20 protein-coding genes and 1 pseudogene are annotated in these 18,314 nt (G+C 70.2%); 13 read left to right on the forward strand and 8 right to left on the reverse strand.

The genetic code is table 11. The features are described from left to right. Window positions 1-37: 37 nt before the first annotated feature. Both FHR78_RS11575 and FHR78_RS11580 read right to left on the reverse strand, forming a co-directional pair. A complete protein-coding gene (locus FHR78_RS11575; RefSeq protein ID WP_166760600.1) occupies window positions 38-283 on the reverse strand; it encodes a hypothetical protein in 246 nt (81 codons plus the stop codon). Then, window positions 280-1,005 carry a DUF308 domain-containing protein gene (locus FHR78_RS11580; RefSeq protein WP_347878166.1) on the reverse strand — a complete coding sequence of 242 codons (726 nt, stop codon included), beginning with the start codon at window positions 1,003-1,005 and terminating at the stop codon, window positions 280-282. Before FHR78_RS11580 ends, FHR78_RS11575 begins: the two co-directional genes overlap by 4 nt. A 339-nt stretch (window positions 1,006-1,344) precedes the next feature. On the opposite strand from FHR78_RS11580, the gene FHR78_RS11585 reads away from it, so the two are divergent. Then, on the forward strand, window positions 1,345-2,460 hold the full coding sequence (locus tag FHR78_RS11585) for a fatty acid desaturase family protein (RefSeq protein ID WP_166760601.1): 1,116 nt from the start codon (window positions 1,345-1,347) through the stop codon (window positions 2,458-2,460). 151 nt (window positions 2,461-2,611) lie between these two features. Here FHR78_RS11585 and idi read toward each other — a convergent pair whose 3' ends face one another. Continuing rightward, entirely contained in the window at window positions 2,612-3,190 is a 579-nt protein-coding gene (idi, locus tag FHR78_RS11590) for an isopentenyl-diphosphate Delta-isomerase (RefSeq protein WP_166760602.1), read from the reverse strand. Window positions 3,191-3,208: 18 nt separating this feature from the next. Between idi and FHR78_RS11595 the strand changes: the two genes are divergently transcribed. The 9 genes and pseudogenes from FHR78_RS11595 to FHR78_RS11635 all read left to right on the forward strand — a co-directional run. After that, entirely contained in the window at window positions 3,209-4,324 is a 1,116-nt protein-coding gene (locus tag FHR78_RS11595) for a polyprenyl synthetase family protein (RefSeq protein ID WP_166760603.1), read from the forward strand. Continuing rightward, window positions 4,321-5,217 (forward strand): squalene/phytoene synthase family protein, encoded by an 897-nt coding sequence (locus tag FHR78_RS11600; protein ID WP_166760604.1) that lies wholly within the window; start codon window positions 4,321-4,323, stop codon window positions 5,215-5,217. Before FHR78_RS11595 ends, FHR78_RS11600 begins: the two co-directional genes overlap by 4 nt. After that, entirely contained in the window at window positions 5,214-6,851 is a 1,638-nt protein-coding gene (gene crtI / locus FHR78_RS11605) for a phytoene desaturase family protein (RefSeq protein ID WP_347878167.1), read from the forward strand. Before FHR78_RS11600 ends, crtI begins: the two co-directional genes overlap by 4 nt. Continuing rightward, on the forward strand, window positions 6,851-7,285 hold the full coding sequence (locus tag FHR78_RS11610) for a lycopene cyclase domain-containing protein (protein WP_166760605.1): 435 nt from the start codon (window positions 6,851-6,853) through the stop codon (window positions 7,283-7,285). Before crtI ends, FHR78_RS11610 begins: the two co-directional genes overlap by 1 nt. Continuing rightward, complete coding sequence (locus FHR78_RS11615; protein WP_166760606.1) at window positions 7,282-7,707, forward strand: lycopene cyclase domain-containing protein; 426 nt, start codon at window positions 7,282-7,284, stop codon at window positions 7,705-7,707. The genes FHR78_RS11610 and FHR78_RS11615 overlap by 4 nt, the downstream gene beginning before the upstream one ends. Then, a complete protein-coding gene (locus tag FHR78_RS11620; RefSeq protein WP_347878168.1) occupies window positions 7,704-8,693 on the forward strand; it encodes a prenyltransferase in 990 nt (329 codons plus the stop codon). Before FHR78_RS11615 ends, FHR78_RS11620 begins: the two co-directional genes overlap by 4 nt. A gap of 211 nt (window positions 8,694-8,904) precedes the next feature. Next, window positions 8,905-9,468: a recombinase family protein gene (locus FHR78_RS11625; RefSeq protein WP_166760808.1), complete on the forward strand. Its 564-nt coding sequence runs from the start codon at window positions 8,905-8,907 to the stop codon at window positions 9,466-9,468. A 38-nt stretch (window positions 9,469-9,506) separates the two neighbouring features. After that, window positions 9,507-10,031, forward strand: coding sequence for a hypothetical protein (locus FHR78_RS11630; protein WP_166760607.1), 525 nt, complete (start codon window positions 9,507-9,509; stop codon window positions 10,029-10,031). Between the two features lie 71 nt (window positions 10,032-10,102). After that, a pseudogene (locus FHR78_RS11635) lies at window positions 10,103-10,555 on the forward strand (recombinase family protein); the annotation flags it as partial. A 69-nt stretch (window positions 10,556-10,624) separates the two neighbouring features. Here the strand turns inward: FHR78_RS11635 and FHR78_RS11640 are convergent. Continuing rightward, window positions 10,625-11,488, reverse strand: a complete 864-nt coding sequence (locus tag FHR78_RS11640; protein ID WP_166760609.1) for an alpha/beta fold hydrolase — start codon at window positions 11,486-11,488, stop codon at window positions 10,625-10,627. A gap of 87 nt (window positions 11,489-11,575) precedes the next feature. Between FHR78_RS11640 and FHR78_RS11645 the strand changes: the two genes are divergently transcribed. After that, complete coding sequence (locus FHR78_RS11645) at window positions 11,576-12,076, forward strand: CGNR zinc finger domain-containing protein (protein ID WP_166760610.1); 501 nt, start codon at window positions 11,576-11,578, stop codon at window positions 12,074-12,076. A gap of 84 nt (window positions 12,077-12,160) precedes the next feature. On the opposite strand, the gene FHR78_RS11650 is transcribed toward FHR78_RS11645, so the two are convergent. Both FHR78_RS11650 and FHR78_RS11655 read right to left on the reverse strand, forming a co-directional pair. Then, the gene (locus FHR78_RS11650; protein WP_166760611.1) at window positions 12,161-12,613 is read right to left on the reverse strand and encodes a GNAT family N-acetyltransferase; all 453 of its coding nucleotides are present in this window, start codon (window positions 12,611-12,613) and stop codon (window positions 12,161-12,163) included. Window positions 12,614-12,683: 70 nt separating this feature from the next. Beyond that, window positions 12,684-13,904, reverse strand: coding sequence for a beta-ketoacyl-ACP synthase II (locus FHR78_RS11655; RefSeq protein ID WP_166760612.1), 1,221 nt, complete (start codon window positions 13,902-13,904; stop codon window positions 12,684-12,686). 54 nt (window positions 13,905-13,958) lie between these two features. Here FHR78_RS11655 and FHR78_RS11660 point away from each other — a divergent pair, with 54 nt between their 5' ends. Next, the gene (locus tag FHR78_RS11660) at window positions 13,959-14,546 is read left to right on the forward strand and encodes a TetR/AcrR family transcriptional regulator C-terminal domain-containing protein (protein WP_166760613.1); all 588 of its coding nucleotides are present in this window, start codon (window positions 13,959-13,961) and stop codon (window positions 14,544-14,546) included. Window positions 14,547-14,700: 154 nt separating this feature from the next. On the opposite strand, the gene FHR78_RS11665 is transcribed toward FHR78_RS11660, so the two are convergent. Then, window positions 14,701-17,001, reverse strand: coding sequence for a putative Ig domain-containing protein (locus tag FHR78_RS11665; protein ID WP_166760614.1), 2,301 nt, complete (start codon window positions 16,999-17,001; stop codon window positions 14,701-14,703). 389 nt (window positions 17,002-17,390) lie between these two features. On the opposite strand from FHR78_RS11665, the gene FHR78_RS11670 reads away from it, so the two are divergent. Continuing rightward, window positions 17,391-17,855, forward strand: a complete 465-nt coding sequence (locus FHR78_RS11670; RefSeq protein WP_166760615.1) for a hypothetical protein — start codon at window positions 17,391-17,393, stop codon at window positions 17,853-17,855. A gap of 73 nt (window positions 17,856-17,928) precedes the next feature. Here the strand turns inward: FHR78_RS11670 and FHR78_RS11675 are convergent, their stop codons facing one another. Then, window positions 17,929-18,249 carry a hypothetical protein gene (locus FHR78_RS11675; protein WP_166760616.1) on the reverse strand — a complete coding sequence of 107 codons (321 nt, stop codon included), beginning with the start codon at window positions 18,247-18,249 and terminating at the stop codon, window positions 17,929-17,931. Between the last annotated feature and the right edge of the window lie 65 nt (window positions 18,250-18,314).

An 18,314-nucleotide genomic window follows, 5' to 3' on the forward strand; every position in this document is an offset into this window, starting at 1 on the left:
CCGTCGGCATTTGCGACGGGCACGGCGGCGCCGCGGGTCAGTGGCCCTTGGGGCGGTCCGACTCGTCGATCTCGTGGCGCTCGTCCTCGTTGGGCTTGGCGGCGAGGGCGAGCATCGCGATGAGCACGAGCGCGACGATGAACGCGATGCAGAGGAAGATCAGCGCGAGCTCGAGCTGACGCGTCGTCATCAGCACGACGAGCCCGACGAAGAGGGCGAAGACGGCGCTGAGGCCGAGGAACTCGGCGGGTCGGACGCGCTCGCGCCAGCTGGGTGTGGTCATGCGTGGTGTCCCTCGTCGAGTGTCGGATCGGTGCCCGGGCGGTGCCCGTGCGCCGTGTCGGTCTGCCACCGGAGCGAGAGCCCGGCGATGACGAGGAACACCCCGACGACCGCGGCCCACGCGCCGAGCACGCCGACGAGCACCGTCGACGAGGTGAGCTCGCCCTGGATCTCTTCGACGCCCCCGAGCGGCTGCGCGTAGTCGAGCGGCACGGCGAGGAACACGACGGCCAGGGCGATCGTGAGCACGGCCACGCTGACCCAGTCGCGGGCGAGGGGGGACCGGCCGCGACGACGCAGCCCGGTGACGAGCTCGAGGGCGCCGGCGACGAGGGCCCAGCCCGAGACGAGGGCGACGAAGAAGGCGAGCCCGGCCGACGAGGCGGCGAGGGCCACGACGCCCGCGACGGCGGTCGTGACGCCCTGGACGACCTGCAGCGTGCGGCTGCTGCGGTCGTCGAGGCGCAGCAGCGCGCCGACGGCGAGCAGCAGACCGCCCACGGCGGCGGCGGCCCCGAAGCCCACGAGGCCGACGAACGGCGAGTGGTCGGGCGAGAAGGTCACCACGGCGGCCGTCACGAGGAGGGGCGCCGCACGCACCAGGGGCACGGGCCAGTAGCGAGACGCGTCGTGCCCGACCGAGGCGTCGCCCCGACCGGCGGTGCGGCCGCCGGCGGCCGTGTCGTCGCCGGACGGCACGAGAGGCGCGGAGGCAGACGGCACGGTACTTCTTCCTTGGCGGGGCGGACCCGAGGAGTTTACCGCCCCCTCCTGGCAGCTCCCGCGCCGAGCGGCCCGGGTCGCTCGCCGCCGAGAGAGCCGCCGCGACAGCCGCGCGGAGAGCCGCCGCGACAGCCGCCGAGACGGCTTCTCGCGCGCACCAGCGCGCCCTCCCGCGCCCGCGCGCGGAGCAACGCCCCCACCTGTGCATCCGCCCGGCTTCCCTGTGCATCGCGGCGAGCACTGGCGCTGCCCCCGCTCCTGCCCCTAGCGTCAGGAGCATCCGGGCACATCGCTCACGTCACGCGGCTGGGAAGTCGAACTATCCCCGCGGGAGCACCCATGTCCGTCATCGCACCCCCGACCGCCGCCTCCGGCCCGGTCTCGTCCGGCTTCCGCCCGACCGTCGCCGGTCGCGCCAGCCGCCCCACCAGCACCTACTCGGCCCTGCTCGCCAGCGTCCGCGAGGCCGGCCTGCTGCGTCGCCGCACCGGCTTCTACGTCACCGTCTTCGTGATCCTCGTGGCCTGCCTCGGCGGCGCCGCGACCGGCTTCGTGCTGCTCGGCTCGAGCTGGTTCCAGCTGCTCATCGCCGCGGCGCTCGGCGTCATCCTCACCCAGTTCGCGTTCCTCACCCACGAGGCGGCGCACCGTCAGGTCTTCGACTCGGGCACCCGCAACGACGCGGTGGGCCGTGTGCTCGCCGCCGGCGTCGTCGGCATGAGCTACGCGTGGTGGATGTCGAAGCACACCCGCCACCACGCCAACCCGAACACCAAGGGCAAGGACCCGGACATCGCGTTCGACACCGTGTCGTTCCTCGAGGAGGACGCGGCGAAGCAGACCGGCCTCATGAAGCACCTGACGCGTCGTCAGGGCTACTTCTTCTTCCCGCTGCTGCTCGGCGAGGGCGTCAACCTGCACGTGCACTCGTTCAAGGTGCTGCTCACGAAGGAGAAGATCGAGGGCCGCGCGCTCGAGATCTCGCTGATCGCCACCCGCATGGTGCTCTACTTCGGCGCCGTGTTCTTCTTCCTGCCCGTCGGCATGGCCTTCGCCTTCATCGGCGTGCAGATGGCCGTCTTCGGCCTCTACATGGGCTCGTCGTTCGCGCCGAACCACAAGGGCATGCCGATCATCCCCGAGGGCGCCAAGGTCGACTTCCTCAGCAAGCAGGTGCTCACCTCGCGCAACATCACGGGTCGCTTCTCGACCGCGTTCATGGGCGGGCTGAACTACCAGATCGAGCACCACCTGTTCCCGAGCATGGCCAGGCCGCACCTGCGTGCCGCGTCGAAGCTGGTCAAGGCGCACTGCGCCGAGCACGAGATCCCCTACCAGGAGACGACGGCCGTCAAGTCGTACGGCATCGTCATCCGCTACCTGAACCGCGTCGGCCTCGCCGCCGGCGGCGACCCGTTCGACTGCCCGGCCGCGGCGCAGCTGCGCCCCCGCTGACCCCCGAGGAGGCGCGGGCCGGGTCGACGACGACGGCCGCGTCCCCCGAGGTGCTCACCACGACGGCCGCCCCGACCTCGGTCGGGGCGGCCGTCGTCGTCCGGGGCCTGCCCCTGTCGGCGCGCGTCGGCGCCCGCGCGCCCGGCGGCACTCAGCCCTGCGGCGTCGGCCACGCCTCGAGCTGCCAGCCGAGCCACGGGCTGAAGGCGAACGGCGTCGCGGCGACCGCGTCGCGCAGCGCCTGCGGGTCGGTCCAGGCCCACTCGGCGACCTCGTCGGGCGAGGGGTCGGGCACGCCGACCGCGCGAGCGGTGAAGACGGGGCAGATCTCGTTCTCGACCACGCCGGAGGCGTCGGTCGCGAGGTACCGGAAGTCCGGCAGCACGCTGGTCACCTCGGCGACCTCGATGCCGAGCTCCTGCGACGCTCGCCGGGCCACCGCCTCCTCGGGGGTCTCGCCGGGCGCCGGGTGCCCGCAGAACGAGTTCGTCCAGACGCCGGGCCAGGTCTTCTTCGACAGGGCGCGGCGGGTGACGAGCACGCGGCCGCGGTCGTCGAGCACGTGGCAGCTGAAGGCGAGGTGCAGCGGCGTCGTCGCCGTGTGCACCGTGGCCTTGAGGTGCGTGCCGCAGGGCTCGCCCGACTCGTCGAGCAGTACCACGAGCTCGTCGCCGCTGCTCGTGACGGGGCTGCGGAGCGCCTGGGGATGCACGGAGGTCTCGGGTGTCATGAGAGGTAGTCTGCCCTGGTGAGCGCTGAACACCAGCGTGCGGGGACGCACGACCGGCAGGGCCGTGTCGGCGGCGACCTCGTCGACCGTGACGCGCGCGACCAGGCCCGGGTCGACGCCGTGCTCGACGACTTCTTCCGCCTCGCCCAGCGCCGGGCCGAGTCGGTCGGCTACCGCTACGTCGACCTCTGGAAGGTCCTCGAGCGCAACACCAGCGGCGGCAAGCGGTTCCGGCCGCGCATGGTCTTCACCACCTACACGGCGCTCGGCGGCCACGACGACGAGGCCGCGGCCAAGGTCGGCGCCGCCTTCGAGCTGCTGCACACCGCGCTGATCGTGCACGACGACGTGATCGACCGCGACTTCTCGCGCCGCGGCATCCCGAACGTCTCGGGCAGCTACCGCGACGAGGCGACCACGGCGGGCGTCCCCACGCCCACCGCCGAGCACCGCGGCATGTCGGCCGCCGTGATCGCGGGCGACCTGGCGCTGACGGGCGCGAGCCGCCTCCTGCTGCAGGTGCCCTGCGACGGCCCGGTGCAGGCGCGCCTCCTCGACCTGCTCGACGAGGCCGTGTTCGTCAGCGCGGGCGGCGAGATGATCGACGTCGAGCTCTCGCTCTCGGACGACCTGCCGACCGTCGACGAGATCCTCGCGATGGAGCGCGCCAAGACCGCCGTCTACTCGTTCGAGGCGCCGCTGCAGGCCGGCGCGGTGCTGGCCCAGGCGCCGGAGGCGGTGGTCAGGGCCCTGGGCGAGTTCGGCCGCGAGGTCGGGGTCGCGTACCAGGTGGTCGACGACCTGCTCGGCGTCTTCGGCACCCAGACCGACACCGGCAAGACCACCCTCGGCGACCTGCGCGAGGGCAAGCGCACGGTGCTCGTGGCGCACGCGGCGACGACGGACGACTGGTTCGGCATCCGCCCGTTCATCGGCAAGGCCGACCTGACCGAGGCCGAGGCCGACGTCGTGCGCGGCCGGCTCGAGGCCTGCGGGGCCCGGCGCTTCGCCGAGCAGCTCGTCGAGGAGCACGCCCGCCGCGCGCTCGACGTGCTCGACGGCCCCGAGATCGGCGCCGCACTGCGCGACGCGCTCGCCCCGCTCGTCCAGGTCGTGCTGGAGCGCGTGCGGTGACCGGCCTCGCGCTCTACGACGACGCGGCCGACGGCACGGCGTCCGGCGTCATCCGTCGCTACTCGACGTCGTTCGGCCTCGCGTCGCGGCTGCTCGGCCCGGCCGTGCGGCAGCACGTCGAGAACGTCTACGCGCTGGTGCGCGTCGCCGACGAGGTCGTCGACGGACCGGCCACGGAGGCGGGCCTGACGGTCGACGAGTCCCGTCGCTGCCTCGACGAGCTCGAGTCCGAGACCGAGCGGGCGATGCAGCAGGGCTTCAGCGCCAACCTCGTCGTGCACGCCTTCGCGCGGACCGCGCGGGCGACGGGCTTCGGCCCCGAGCTGACCCGGCCGTTCTTCGAGTCGATGCGCGCCGACCTCAGCGCGACCGAGCACGACCAAGAGTCGTTCGACCGCTACGTGCACGGCTCCGCCGAGGTCGTCGGGCTGATGTGCCTGCGGGCGTTCCTCGCCGGGCACGCCTACCCCGACTCGACGCGGGCGCTGCTCGACGAGGGCGCGACGCGTCTCGGCGCGGCCTTCCAGAAGGTGAACTTCCTCCGCGACCTCGCGGCCGACTTCGAGCACCTCGGGCGCAGCTACTTCCCCGGGGTCGACGTGACGACCTTCGACGAGGCCACGAAGCAGCGCCTGGTCGCCGACATCGACGACGACCTGCGCGTCTCGGGCGAGGTGATCCCCGTGCTCCCCGCCTCGTCGCGCCGCGCGGTGGCGCTCGCCCACGGCCTGTTCGCCGAGCTGAACCGACGTCTCGAGGCGACCCCCGCCTCCTCGCTCATCCGGACGCGCGTGCGCGTGCCCGACCCCGTCAAGGTGCGGATCGCGCTGCGGGCCGCCGCCGGCCGCGTCGCCTCCGTGCCCGACCACCGACCCCCTGGAGCCTCCCTGTGACGACCCCCTGGCTGAAGCGCGCCACCGGCGACACGAGCATCGAGCGGCACGGCCGCCGGGTGGTCGTGATCGGCGGGGGCATCTCCGGCCTCGCCAGCGCCGCGCTGCTGGCCCGCGAGGGCCACGAGGTCACCGTGCTCGAGAAGAACGACCAGGTCGGCGGCCGCGCCGGCACGTGGGAGCAGGACGGCTTCCGCTTCGACCTGGGGCCGAGCTGGTACCTCATGCCCGAGGTGTTCGACCACTTCTTCAAGATGATGGGCACGTCGTCCGACGAGCAGCTCGACCTCGTGCCGCTCGACCCCGGCTACCGCGTGCTGTTCGAGCCCGACGCCGACGGCACCCGCGCCGAGCCGATCGTCGTGCCGCGCGGCCTCGAGGAGAACATCGCCCTGTTCGACAGCGTCGAGCCCGGCAGCGGCGACCGCATGCGCGGCTACCTGCGGTCGGCGCGCGACACGTACGAGCTCGCGAAGCAGAGGTTCCTCTACACGAGCTTCGAGACGGTCGGGCCGCTGCTGCGCGGCGACGTCGTGGTGCGGCTGCCGAAGCTCGGCCGACTGCTGCTGCAGGATCTCGACGCGTTCGCCTCGCGGGCCGTGAAGGAGCCGCGGCTGCGGCAGATCCTCGGCTACCCGGCCGTGTTCCTCGGGTCGTCGCCGTTCGCGACGCCGAGCATGTACCACCTGATGAGCACGCTCGACCTCGACGACGGCGTGCTCTACCCGCAGGGCGGCCTGACGACCGTGATCCAGCGGATCGCGGCGGTGGCCGAGGAGGCGGGGGTGCGGATCGTCACGGAGGCGCCGGTCACGCGCGTCCTCACCGAGCCGGGGCCCGGGCGCACCGCGGTCGTGCGCGGCGTCGAGCACGGCGACGCCGACGGCGGCCACCACCGCCTCGAGGCCGACGTGGTCGTCGGCGCGGCCGACCTCGAGCACCTCGAGACGACGCTGCTGCCCGAGGGGCTGCGCACCTACGACTCCGACTACTGGGCGACGCGCGACCCGGGGCCGAGCGCCCTGCTGCTCTACCTCGGCGTCGAGGGCGAGGTGCCCGAGCTCGAGCACCACACGCTGTTCTTCGCGCGCGACTGGCACGAGAACTTCGAGCGCATCTTCGGCGACGACAAGCGCATCCCCGACCCGCCCTCGCTGTACGTCTGCAAGCCGAGCACGGTCGACCCGTCGACGGCGCCCGCCGGGCACACGAACCTGTTCGTGCTCGTGCCGCTGCCCGCCGACCCGGCGCTCGGCGGCGGCGACGTGGCCGGCGACGGCGACCCGCTGATCGAGCGGCTCGCCGACCAGGTCATCGAGCAGATCGCCGACTGGGCCGAGATCCCCGACCTCGCGTCGCGCGTCGTGCTGCGTCGCACCCGCGGCCCGCGCGACTTCGTCGACGACGTCAACGCGTGGAGCGGCAGCATGCTCGGCCCGGCGCACACGCTCTCGCAGAGCGCGATGTTCCGCGCGGGCAACACCTCCGAGCACGTGCAGGGCCTGTTCTACGCCGGCGGCTCGGTGCGGCCGGGCATCGGCCTGCCGATGTGCCTGATCAGCGCCGAGATCCTGCTCAAGAACATGCGGGGCGACACGAGCACCGGTCCGCTGCCCGAGCCCGGCGCCGCCTGATGGGCTTCGCGTACCTGATCGCCCTGCTGATCTCGATCTTCGGCATGGCGATGCTCGACCGACGGTTCGGCCTGTTCTTCTGGCGCGACGGCTGGCGGGCGTTCGTCACGCTGCTGGTCGGCGTCGTGTTCTTCCTCATCTGGGACATCGTCGGCATCGACGCCGGAGTGTTCTTCCGGGGCGAGACCTCGTTCATGACGGGCGTGCAGCTGGCGCCCGAGCTGCCCCTCGAGGAGGTCTTCTTCCTCGTGCTGCTCTGCTGGCTGACGATGGACCTGCTCGCCGGCTCGCGGCTCGTGCTCGACGCCCGGGCCCAGCGGCGGGCCGCCTCGGCGCGCCTGTCGACGGGCGAGCCGGTCGTGCCGGGCGGGTCTGCCGGTGCCGCCGGGTCGGCGAGCTCCTCCGACGCGCCGACGGACGGCGGCCGCGCATGACCTACTGGGCGATCAACGCCGTGTTCCTCGGGCTCGTGGCCGTGACGGCGGGAGCCGCGCTGCTGCTGCGCTGGGTGCGCACCCGGGCGACCCGCGCCTCCTCGGCTCCCGGGTCGCTCGCGCCCGTGGTGCGCGCGGCGGGCCTGGCCACGGCCGTGCTGCTCGTGATGACCGCGGTCTTCGACAACGTCATGATCGGCGTCGGGCTGGTCGGCTACGACGAGTCGCGGATCAGCGGCGCCTTCGTCGGCATCGCCCCGCTCGAGGACTTCGCGTACGCGGTCGCGGCGCTCGTGCTGCTGCCGAGCGTGTGGACCCTGCTCGGCTCGAAGAGCGAGACCGAGGCGGCGAAGGCCGCGACCGCGGCGCGTCGTGCGGCCCGGGCCGGCGGCGCGGGGACGAAGGCCGAGGAGGCGCGGTGACGGCGACCCTGAAGGCCCTGTTCTGGTCGTCCCGGCCCCTCAGCTGGATCAACACGGCGTTCCCGTTCGCGGCGGCGTACATCCTGACGGCGGCGAGTGCGCCGCGACCCGAGAGCGAGGGCGCCTACGTCTCCGAGACGGTCGCCCGCCAGATCGCAGACGGCACGGCGGCCGTCGTCCTCTCGACCGGCCCGAGCCCCGCCTTCGACTTCTCGCAGGTGAACTGGCTGGTCGCGGTCGTGGGCATCCTGTTCTTCCTCGTGCCGTACAACCTGGCGATGTACGGCATCAACGACGTCTTCGACTACGAGAGCGACCTGCGCAACCCGCGCAAGGGCGGCGTCGAGGGCGCGCTGCTCGACCGCAGCATGCACCGCACGACGCTCTGGGCGGCGGTGCTGTCGTGCGTGCCGTTCGTGCTGTTCCTCGTCGCGGTGGGCAGCCCGCTCAGCTGGCTGGTGCTGGCCGTGAGCCTGTTCGCCGTGGTGGCGTACTCGGCGAAGGGCCTGCGCTTCAAGGAGCGCCCGGTGGTCGACTCCGTCACGTCGAGCACGCACTTCGTCAGCCCGGCCGTCTACGGGCTGGTGCTCGCGGGGGCGACGTTCACGCCGCAGCTGTGGGCGCTGCTCGGGGCGTTCTTCCTCTGGGGGGCGGCGAGCCACGCGTTCGGCGCCGTGCAGGACGTCCTCGCCGACCGCGAGGGAGGCATCGCCTCGATCGCGACCGTCTTCGGGGCGCGCACCACCGTGCGCCTCGCGGTCGTCGCCTACCTGCTCTCGGGCGTCCTGCTCACGTTCACCGACGCCCCCGGCCCGTTCGCCGCGGTGATCCCGGTCGCGTACGCGCTGAACTGCGCCCCGTGGTGGAACGTCACCGACGCGGAGGCGGAGGGCGCGAACAAGGGCTGGAAGCGGTTCCTCTGGCTCAACTTCGTGGCGGGGTTCATCACCACGATGCTGCTGATCGCGTGGGTGGCGCTGCGCTGAGGTCAGGCTCGCGCTGATGGCGGGCGCGGCCCTGAGGGGCGGCGCCTGCTGCGGTTCTGCGGTGCCCGTCAGCCGGTCGTTCATCGGGACACCTTCTCGAGCCAGTTTCGGCCGGCAGAGGTCAAGTGGCGTCTGGCCTGCGGATTCGCGTATGCCTGTCCCGCAAAAGTGCCCGGTGACGGGGGCTTGAACGCTACGGCCGTTCGGGCTCATCGGATGCGCGCGCGTCTCGACCTCGGGACAGAATTTCACAGCACAGCGGGACGGTCTTGCAGCACTGGGTGTTGACGATCAACACGTGCATGTTGACCACGGCTTGTCGGGCACGACTCGAGCCCGGCCGGGTCTTCGCGGGGCGTTGGCCGCGTGCCGCGCCGGCGACGTCCTCGTCGTCACCAAGCTCGACCGTCTTGCTCGATGGCTGCGGGACGCGACCGACATCGCGGACGAGCCAACGAAGAAGGGCGTCGCCTTGAACCTCGGGGGAGCGGTCTGCGACCCCACCGACCATGTCGGCCGGCTCCTCTTCAACGTCCTCGGCATGGTGGCCGAGTTCGAAGCCGACCTCATCCGTGCCCGAACCCGCGAGGGCATGGCCATCGCGAAGGCCGCTAACAAGCTCCGAGGCCGCAAGCCCAAGCTCACCTCCTCGCAGGAGAAGCACCTCGTGCAGCTGCACCGCACCGGCGCCCACACGACGAGCGAGATCGCCGAGCTGTTCGGCGGCGCCCGCTCAACGGTCTACCGTGCGATTCAACGAGGGGAACAGTCCTGATGTGGTTCCACAAGCGAGTCAAGGCGAGGACGAGACCTTTGGTCGCAGAAGACAATGCTGCCGTCGACCATGGCGGATTTGTGCAAACTGAGGTGACTGAATGGGACGTGATCGCGATCCCGCTGCTCGTCGCGCTCACTCGAGAGGCCGATGAATGGTGCGGCCCTGAGCTTGCCGTCGCTTGGTTGATGGCGGGCCATGACAGCTTGAACATTCGCCTTCTTGCTGGCGAGTCCAAGAGCCTGCCTGCAAACGAGAATCTTCGGTACCTCCTCGCGATCGGCACCGATCTAGGGTTGACCACCGACGCAGACGAGGCTGGCCGACGAACTCTCATTGTCGAGAGTCTGCGCTTGATCGCTGGTCGCAACGACAGGTCTCTGCAGCTCTCGGAAGCCTTGCGAGAATTCAGTTTCAAATTCAGGGATGACACGTGGGTGCCTGCGGTCGAGGCCTTGCTGATCATGAGCCGTGTCGACGAGCTGCCACGGGAACAGTTGTCGGATCTCATCGCCATCGAGGCTGCCGACTTGCTTGCCGCGCCCGGGCCCCTGCGTGGGTAGCACCAGGAGTCCAGGCACGCGCAGAGGAGGAAAGGGCGGCTTTGGTGTGTCGCAGTAGACGATGGTCTTTCGGCACGACTCGAGCACGGCCGGGGCTCCTTGAGGCGCTGGCGGCGTGCCGTGCCGGCGACGTCTTGGTCGTCACCAAGCTCGATCGTCCAGCTCGGTCACTGCGGGACACGACCGACATCGCGGACGAGCTGACGAAGAAGGGCGTCGCTCTCAATCTCGGGGGAGCGGTCTACGACCCCACCGACCCCATCGGCCGGCTGCTGCTCAACGTCCTCGGCATGGTTGCCGAGTTCGAGGGCGAACTCATCCGTGCCCGGACGCGGGAGGGCATGGCTGTCGCGAAGGCCGCCGGTAAGCTCCGTGGCCGCAGACCCGAGCTCACTGCCTCGCAGGAGAAGCGCCTCGTGCAGCTGCACCGCACCGGTGCCCACACCGCCGGCGAGATCGCCGAGCTGTTCGGCGTCGCCCGGTCGACGGTGTATCGCTCGATCCAACGGGCCGAGCAGGCGTGACCGCCCTGCGGCCACGCCTCGCTCGACCCTGACCGTGTCTGTGGCTGAAGCGGGGGCGGTCCGGTGCGCTCAGGCCTGGTCTGCGAGCCAGTCCCTGATCGTGCCGGCGACCTCGTCCAGGTGCGACTCGAGGAGGAAGTGCCCGCCGTCGACGAGCTCCACCCGAGCCTCGGGGGAGTCCTCGAGGAACGCGCTCGCGCCGGCGGCGGCGAAGATCTCGTCGTTGCGTCCCCAGATGGCCAGGACGGGGACGCCGGAGGTGCGGAGCCAGTCGTGCACCGCCGGGTACAGGGCGCGGTTGGTCGCGTAGTCGCGGAAGAGGGCGAGCTGGACGTCGTCCTGTCCGGGGCGGGCGAGGAGGGCGAGGTCGTGCTCCCAGGCGTCGGGGTCGACGGTCGTGGGGTCGGGCACGCCGTGGGTGTACTGCCACTCGACGGCCTCCCGTCCGAGCGCGGGGCGGAGCGCGTCGCGGGTCTCGGCGGTCCGCTCGGCGGCGTCGGCCCAGATGCCGTCCCAGAAGCTCGGCACGAAGCCGTCCTCGTAGGCGTTGCCGTTCTGGGTGATGACGCCGGTGATCGCCGCAGGGTCGGCGAGGGCGAGACGCCAGCCGATCGGGGCGCCGTAGTCCTGGACGTAGACCGTGTACCGCTCGATCCCGAGCGACGAGAGGAATCGCCCGGTCACGGCGGCGAGGGCCTCGAAGGTGTAGTCGAACTCGTCGGTCGACGGGGCGGACGAGCGGCCGAAGCCGAGGTGGTCGGGTGCCACCACGCGGTAGCGGTCGGCCAGCATCGGGATGAGGTGGCGGAACATGTGGGAGCTCGACGGGTAGCCGTGCAGCAGGAGCAGCACGGGGGCGTCGGCGGGCCCGGCCTCCCGGTAGAACACGTCGTGCCCGTCGACGGAGACGGTGCGGTGGTGGACGGCGACCATGCGTAACCCCTTTGGATTGTTTTACTGGTTAGGTGGACGGTAGCATGGGTCAGATCGCGCCGGACAGGTGCGAGGAGACGAGGACCGATGCTGACGGACGAAGAGCTGCTGCTGGCCGTGCTCAACAGCGCCCCGGTGGTGGACGGTCACCCGACGGACGCCCTCGAGGGCGACCACGGTCGCCAGCTGGCCCGGAGCTGGGGCGGCGTCGGCTCGGTCGACGAGGCCGCTCAGCTCCGCCGGGCTCGCGCGGCCCTCCAGGCCGTGATCCGCGGGGCCGGGCCGGAGGCGGTCGACGAGCTCGCGCGTGTGGTCGAGGGGGCGGTGCGCACGCCTCGCGTCACGTCCGAGGGCGTGGCCTGGGACCTCGTCGCGGCGGACGACGACCGCCTCGCGACCACGGCCGTCCTGGCGTGGTCACGCGTCGCCGAGCAGTTCCCGGGTCGCGTCCGCGCCTGCGCGAACGCCGAGTGCAACCTGTTCCTCATCGACCACAGCCGCCCCGGCACCGCGAAGTGGTGCTCCATGGCGACCTGCGGCAACAGGGCGAAAGCACGCACGCACGCGCGCCGGCCCAAGATCAGCTGAACGCCGCCCTGGTCTGCAGTCTGCTTGCGGTGCGGCCCCCATGGTCGATCAGGTCCGGGTGGATCGGTGATCGGTGCTCGGTGCTCACAGGTGCTTTTCCATGCAGTAGCTCAGCGGGTCCTCGGTGTACTCGCCGAAGCGAGGGATCTGGCAGTAGCCCAGCCTCTCATAGAGGGCGATCGCGGCGAATTGTGGGACCCCTGTCTCAAGTTGCAGGGTCGAGATGCCCGTGCCCAGCGCGTGGGCCTCGAGCGTTTCGACGAGGCCACGTCCGATCCCACGTCCGCGGGCCGTGTCCTTGACGAACATCCTCTTGATCTCAGCTGACCTGTCGCCGCGGTCCACGAGTGCCGCCGTGCCGAGCGCTGCACCGTCATCACGAGCGACGAAGAGCGTCACGCCGTCCGCTGCAAGAGCCTCGACGTCGAGGCCGTGGTAGTTCTCGGCGGGGTACAACGCCAACGCGAATGCATCGCCCTCGCGGAGCAGATCGAGCACATCGTCTGCGCGTGCCGATTCCGTTCCGATGATGACCATGAGCCACCCTACGAAGAGCGCTCCAGCTTCGCTCTGATAGCCGGCCGGCTGTCGCGGATGCCGAAGGCGGTCAGGCGGTGGTGAACACCAGGGACGCGTTCTGCCCGCCGAACCCGAACGAGTTGTTCAGCGCCGCTCGCAACGGAGCGCTCCGAACCGTCCCGGTGACGACGTCCAAGTCCACCGCTGGGTCGAGCTGTTCGAGGTTCCTCGTTGGCGGGACCGTCCCGGTTTCCAGCGCCCGGATCGTCAGGATCGCCTCCACAGCCCCGGCTGCGCCGAACATGTGGCCGATGGAACTCTTCGGCGCGGTCACGAGCGCATGCGGCCCGACAGTTCGACGGATTGCAGCCGCTTCGCCGATGTCCCCCAAGAGGGTGCCCGTTGCGTGCGCGTTGACGTGGTCGACGTCGCCACCGGTGAGCCCGGCCATCCGGATGGCCGCGGTCATCGCTCGTTCCTGTTCACTGCCGTCTTCGAGAGGTGCGGTGATGTGATGCGCGTCGGAGGTGATGCCCCAACCGGCAAGCGTCGCATGTGATCGCTGGCGACGTGCCGCTGCGTGCTCGGCGCGTTCGAGGACGACGAAACCTGCCCCTTCACCTAACACGAAGCCTCGGCGCCGGACGTCGAACGGGCGAGAGAGTGTCGCGGGGTCGTCGCCGTCGGGCTTCGCCAGTGCCTGTGACTGGGCGAACGAAGCCATGGTCACCGGGGTCACCGCAGCCTCTGCCCCGCCGGCGATCACGACGTCAGCCTCGCCCGTCACGATGAGTCGTGCGGCGACGGCGATCGCCTCGGCTCCGGATGCGCACGCGGACACCGTCGTGTAGGCACCACCGCGGGCGCCGTACTCGATGCTGATCTGGGCGGCGGCAGCGTTGGCCATGAGCATCGGCACCGTGCGCGGTGACACCCGGCGGGCACCGCTGGCTCCGAGGGTGTCGTGTGCGTCGAGCAGGGTCTCGATGCCGCCGACGCCGGTCCCGACGACCACAGCGAGCCGATCGCCGGCAACGGCCGGCGCTCCTGCGTCGGACCATGCCTCGGCCGCGGCCACGAGTGCGAGCTGCTGGCTTCGGTCCAGCCGGTTCGCGCGGACCCGGCCGAGCAAGCCGTCGGCGTCGAGCGCTGCGGGCGCTCCGACACGGATCGGCACCTGCTCCCACAGAGCACCATCGCGGTCGAGCTGGCGAACACCGGAAGAACCCGCCAGGAGTGCGTCCCACAGCGGGTCGACGCCGTGTCCGAAGGGTGAGACCGCGCCGTAGCCAGTAACTGAGATGTCCACGATGCTCCTTCTTGTACGACGAACAAGTCAAGTTGTATCACGTACAATTGAGCTATGGCAAGCGCAACAGGCAGCGGCACGGCACGGGGCGCGGCGACACGTGCCCGCATTCTCGCTGCGACGGCCGGGCTCCTGAGCGCGAGCGAACCGCGCGGCATCACAGTCAGTGAGATCGCCCGTGCGGCTGGGGCGTACCCGAACCAAATCACGCACCACTTTGGGTCGAAGGACCGACTGGTGCTCGATGCCGCCTTCGCGCTGCTCCTCAGGGACACCACGCGGCTGCAAGCCGCCGGCCGCCGAGCTACAGACGTTGGACAGTTCCGCGAGGTCCTGGCCCGCACCGCGTTGGCCATGCCGGCCACGGTCATCGTCGTGCAGGCGCTGGCTCGTGCCGGGGATGACGCACCGCAACGCGAGCGCGTCAGGCTGTTGCTCGCTGTCCTCTTCCGACAGTCAGAGCGCTACCTGGAGCGCGTGACCCGAGAGCGCGACTGGACGAGCGCGAGCGGTGTCGGCAGGGACGCCCGAACCTTCTGGAGCGCGGTCTTCGGAGCAACCCTCCTCGCGTCCGCGGGCGTCACCGGCGGTCCTAGCGACCTCGATCTCGCCGCGACGCTCTCGATTGCTGACCCGTCATGACGCGGATGTCATCGGCAGGTTGCCGCTGGCGGCAGCCTGTTAGCGATCGTTCCTGATCGCCCGTTAGGGGATGGGTTGTCGGTCACTACTTCGGTCGCAATCGCGCTAAGAATCCCTCCGCCGCAGACGGGTCGGGGACTTGCTCGCATGGTCCCTATTTAGCGGTCGGCTCCGCGGCTCGTCGGCGGCGGGTGGTCACAGTGAGGGCGACGCCGGCTGCTGTGAGCAGTGCGCCGAAACTAGCGAGGCCTGTAGTTTTCGAGCCTGTGAAGGCGAGCCCTTTCGGTGCACCCGCATTCGGTGTGCCTACCGCAGGGGTGGGGGAGGTTGGTGTCGATGCGGCGGGGACCACGGCTGCGGTGACGCTGTAGGTGACGGACACGGAAGCGGGCGAGCTGCCCGTCACGCTCCAGTTCGCATCGCGAAGGAACTGGACCGCGAAGGTCGTGTAGTCGCCTGGAGTGACTGTGACAATCCGTGACCAGGTTCCATCGGCGGAGACCTGAATTGGGTCGGCGGCGGCAAAGGCGGCCTCGATTGGTCCGGAGGACTGCGGGGGGATTTCACCCTCGTAGGTCACCAATGCGATGTATGCCCCTGGGGTGCCCGTGCCGCTGTAGGTCACGCTGCCCGTGATGGTCTGGTCGGGGGTGGGGCTTGTGATGATCGGTGCGGGGAGCCGATCAGGGGCGGGCACAACTACTGGGGACACCGTGATGGTGACTGGTGTTGTCGACGCCACTGGGGCGACGCCGTTGGTAGCGGTCACGGTGAAGGTGCTCGAGGAGACGGTGGTCGGGATGCCGGACAGGACTCCAGCGGCATCGAGCTCGAGTCCTGCGGGCAGGGCGCCTGATGTCACGGCGAACGTCGGCGCGGGATTTCCGGTTGCGGTGAAGGTGTACATGTACGTTTGGCCGACGGTCACGGAGGCGGGCGGAGTCGCGGCCGTGAAGGTGGGTGCTGTAGGGGCGGCGGCCACCGTGATCGTGATCGCTTCCGTCGTCGCGTCAGGGGCGACGCCGTTGGTCGCGGTCACGGTGAAGGTGCTCGAGGAGGCGGTAGTCGGGATGCCGGACAGGACGCCAGCGGCGTCGAGTTCGAGTCCGGCGGGCAGGGTGCCTGATGTCACGGCGAAGGTCGGTGCCGGGTTTCCGGTTGCGGTGAAGGTGTACGAGTACGACTGCCCTGCGATTGCCGTCGCGGGCGGTGCCGCGCTGGTGAAGACGGGAGCGGCGACCGCCGCCTCTACGGTGATGGTCAGAGGGTCCGTGGTTACATCGGGTGCGATCCCGTTGGTCGCGGTGACCGTGAAGGTGACCGCCCCGGCGGTCGTGGGGGTGCCGGAGAGCAAGCCGCCAGCGGTGAGCGTGAGCCCGCCGGGCAAGGTTCCTGATGACACCGTGAAGGTCGGCGCGGGGGTGCCGTCAGCACTGAAGGTGTACGAGTACGGCTGTCCGACCGTCGCAGTCGCCGGCGGCGTGGTGTCGATCAGAACCGGCGACCGGTCGAAGGACACCGCGACCACGCTATTTCCGCTGCGGGTCGATGCATAGATCGAGCCAGAGGGGGAAAAAGCGACGGCGTAGGCGTTCGCGACGGCGACGGTCTGGACAACTGTGTTCGTGGTCACATCGATAATTTGGACCCCACCGGCCGCCCCCCGATTGGTGATCGCCACGAACCGGCCATCGTGGCTCGCAGCCACGTCGTAGGCTCTTGTCCCCGGAATGGTCCGCACGACGTTGAAGGTCGCGGTGTTGATCACCGAGGTGGCGTTGCCGCGTTCCGTCGGGGCGTACAGCGCGGTCCCGTCCGTGCTCGTAACGAGGAAGCGGGGCGTGTCGGTGACGCTGGCGAACCGTCCTGCGATTCCGGTTGCGGCGTCGATCTCGAAGACGACCCTCGAACTTGGCAGCGACCCATAGAGCGTCCTGCTGTCCGGGCTGACGGTCAGCGATATCACGCCCTCCCGGAGTCCGGGGTCGATCGTGCGGACGACTGCACCGGTCGTCGCATTGAGCACGGCGATGGTCCCGGCGTTGTAGAGAGGTGCGTAGACGACTGAGCCATCCGGGCTGACTGTGATGTCAGACGCCGACGCGGCTAGAGGCACTGCCTGCTCGATCGTGCCGGTGGTGGTGTCCAGGAACAGCACGGAGTCGAAGGCGGAGACGAAGAGGGTAGATCCGTTGGGGCTTAGCGCTAATGCGCCCGGCAACGTGGTGAGGGGCCAGGTCGCCCGGACGGTGTTCGTCGCGGTGTCGACCACGGAGATGGTCCGGTCTCCCGAGTTCATGACGTAAACCGTCGCGCCGTCAGGTGCGGCCACGACGTCGTCGGCGAGGGCTCCGGTCGGGATCGTCGTGGTGATGGTGGCAGCGAACGCGGCGGGGGCCCACAGGAGGCACACCGCCAGTATCGTCGTCGCGACGGCGGCGATCAGGGCGCGCATGGTCAGTCCCGTCTTTCAGCTGCGCCGAGCAGGGTGGTCGCGCTCGTGCATGTCGTCCGCCACAGAATCCAGTTCGTTCGAGCGAAGGCTCGGCCACCCCCCGGGGGGTTCTGTGCAGGCACGCTGAGCGGCCCTCGTCGATCCTAGGGAGTATCCAGCCGACAAGCCACAACATCGGAGCTCTGCGCGGGCAGCCCGCTCGTAGTCGATCCTCGATGTCAGTCGATCGATCAGGTAGGACCGTGTTCCGCCGTCTCAATGGACAGGGAGAGTGTCCAGGCCCGTTGCTGTCGCGCTAGCCGGGTGTCCCGTTGGACCATCCGCTACCGGGCCTGCGGCCCTCGACTGCGGGCTAGGCAGAGTTGCCTTTCACCGCCACTGTGGATCTAATGAGCGCTGAGCGGCTGGTTTGGATGGCTCTGCCGGTTCAGATGGTGGTCTGCGGTGCCTTGCTGTTCGTAGACGGTTTGGCCGCATTCTCGAGTGTCGCCACCGCGGGGGCGTTCACGGCGTCAGCAGTAGCCGTCATCGCGGCCGTCACGACGATCGCGGCTTTGATCGTTGGGCTCCCGCTTCGTCTCGTGCCGGGGCTGCGCCGCGTGTGGCTTCGGCATCCCTTGGTCACGGTGGTCGCCGTAGGAGCGTCGATCGTCGTTGCCGTGACTGCCTGGTTCATTGGGGAGGCGGGGATGCAACACTTCACTTCGTTCCAGGGAATGCCTGCCTACGAGGCCTATGTGCCTGACTGGCCGGTCGCGGTGACGGGCTGGTTCTTGCTCGCCGTGACCAGCGCGCATGCCTGGTGGCCTCATGCCCGTTTGGAAGAAGCAGCCTCTATGCCGATCGCCCGCTGACGACGTCCCGATGGACGACCGCTCAGCGGCCGATAGGTCCTCCGGGGATCACGTCGGGCCGGGAGCCCGTTCTTCAGGGCCCCGCTATGAGGGTGACGAGCACGAAGAGTGCCGGCACACAGACGAGCCCGAAGAGGGCAGAGCCCACGGCCCAGAGGGCCTTGCTGTTCACGCCGACCTCCCGGTCGAGAATTGCTGCGATCGTGCCCCCGAAAGCCAGGAGGGGAGGGAGGGGCAGGAGGAACAACGCGAGTCGCGCGCCGCCCCAGACGTAGGGGCTGGGCAGCAGAGGGAGCAAGACGAGGAGTACGAAAGCTGCTGCGAGAAGGACAGCAGCGATGCGAGGGACCCGTCGCTGGTGCAGGCGAGACGCGATGCCGTCGTCGTAGGACATGACTCATTGTCTCCCTGGATCGGTGACGGCTAGGTTCCGTGGACCTGGTCTGCCCGTCAGGGGAT

The sequence above is a fragment of the Frigoribacterium faeni genome (assembly GCF_011761235.1).
Lineage (GTDB): Bacteria > Actinomycetota > Actinomycetes > Actinomycetales > Microbacteriaceae > Frigoribacterium > Frigoribacterium faeni_A.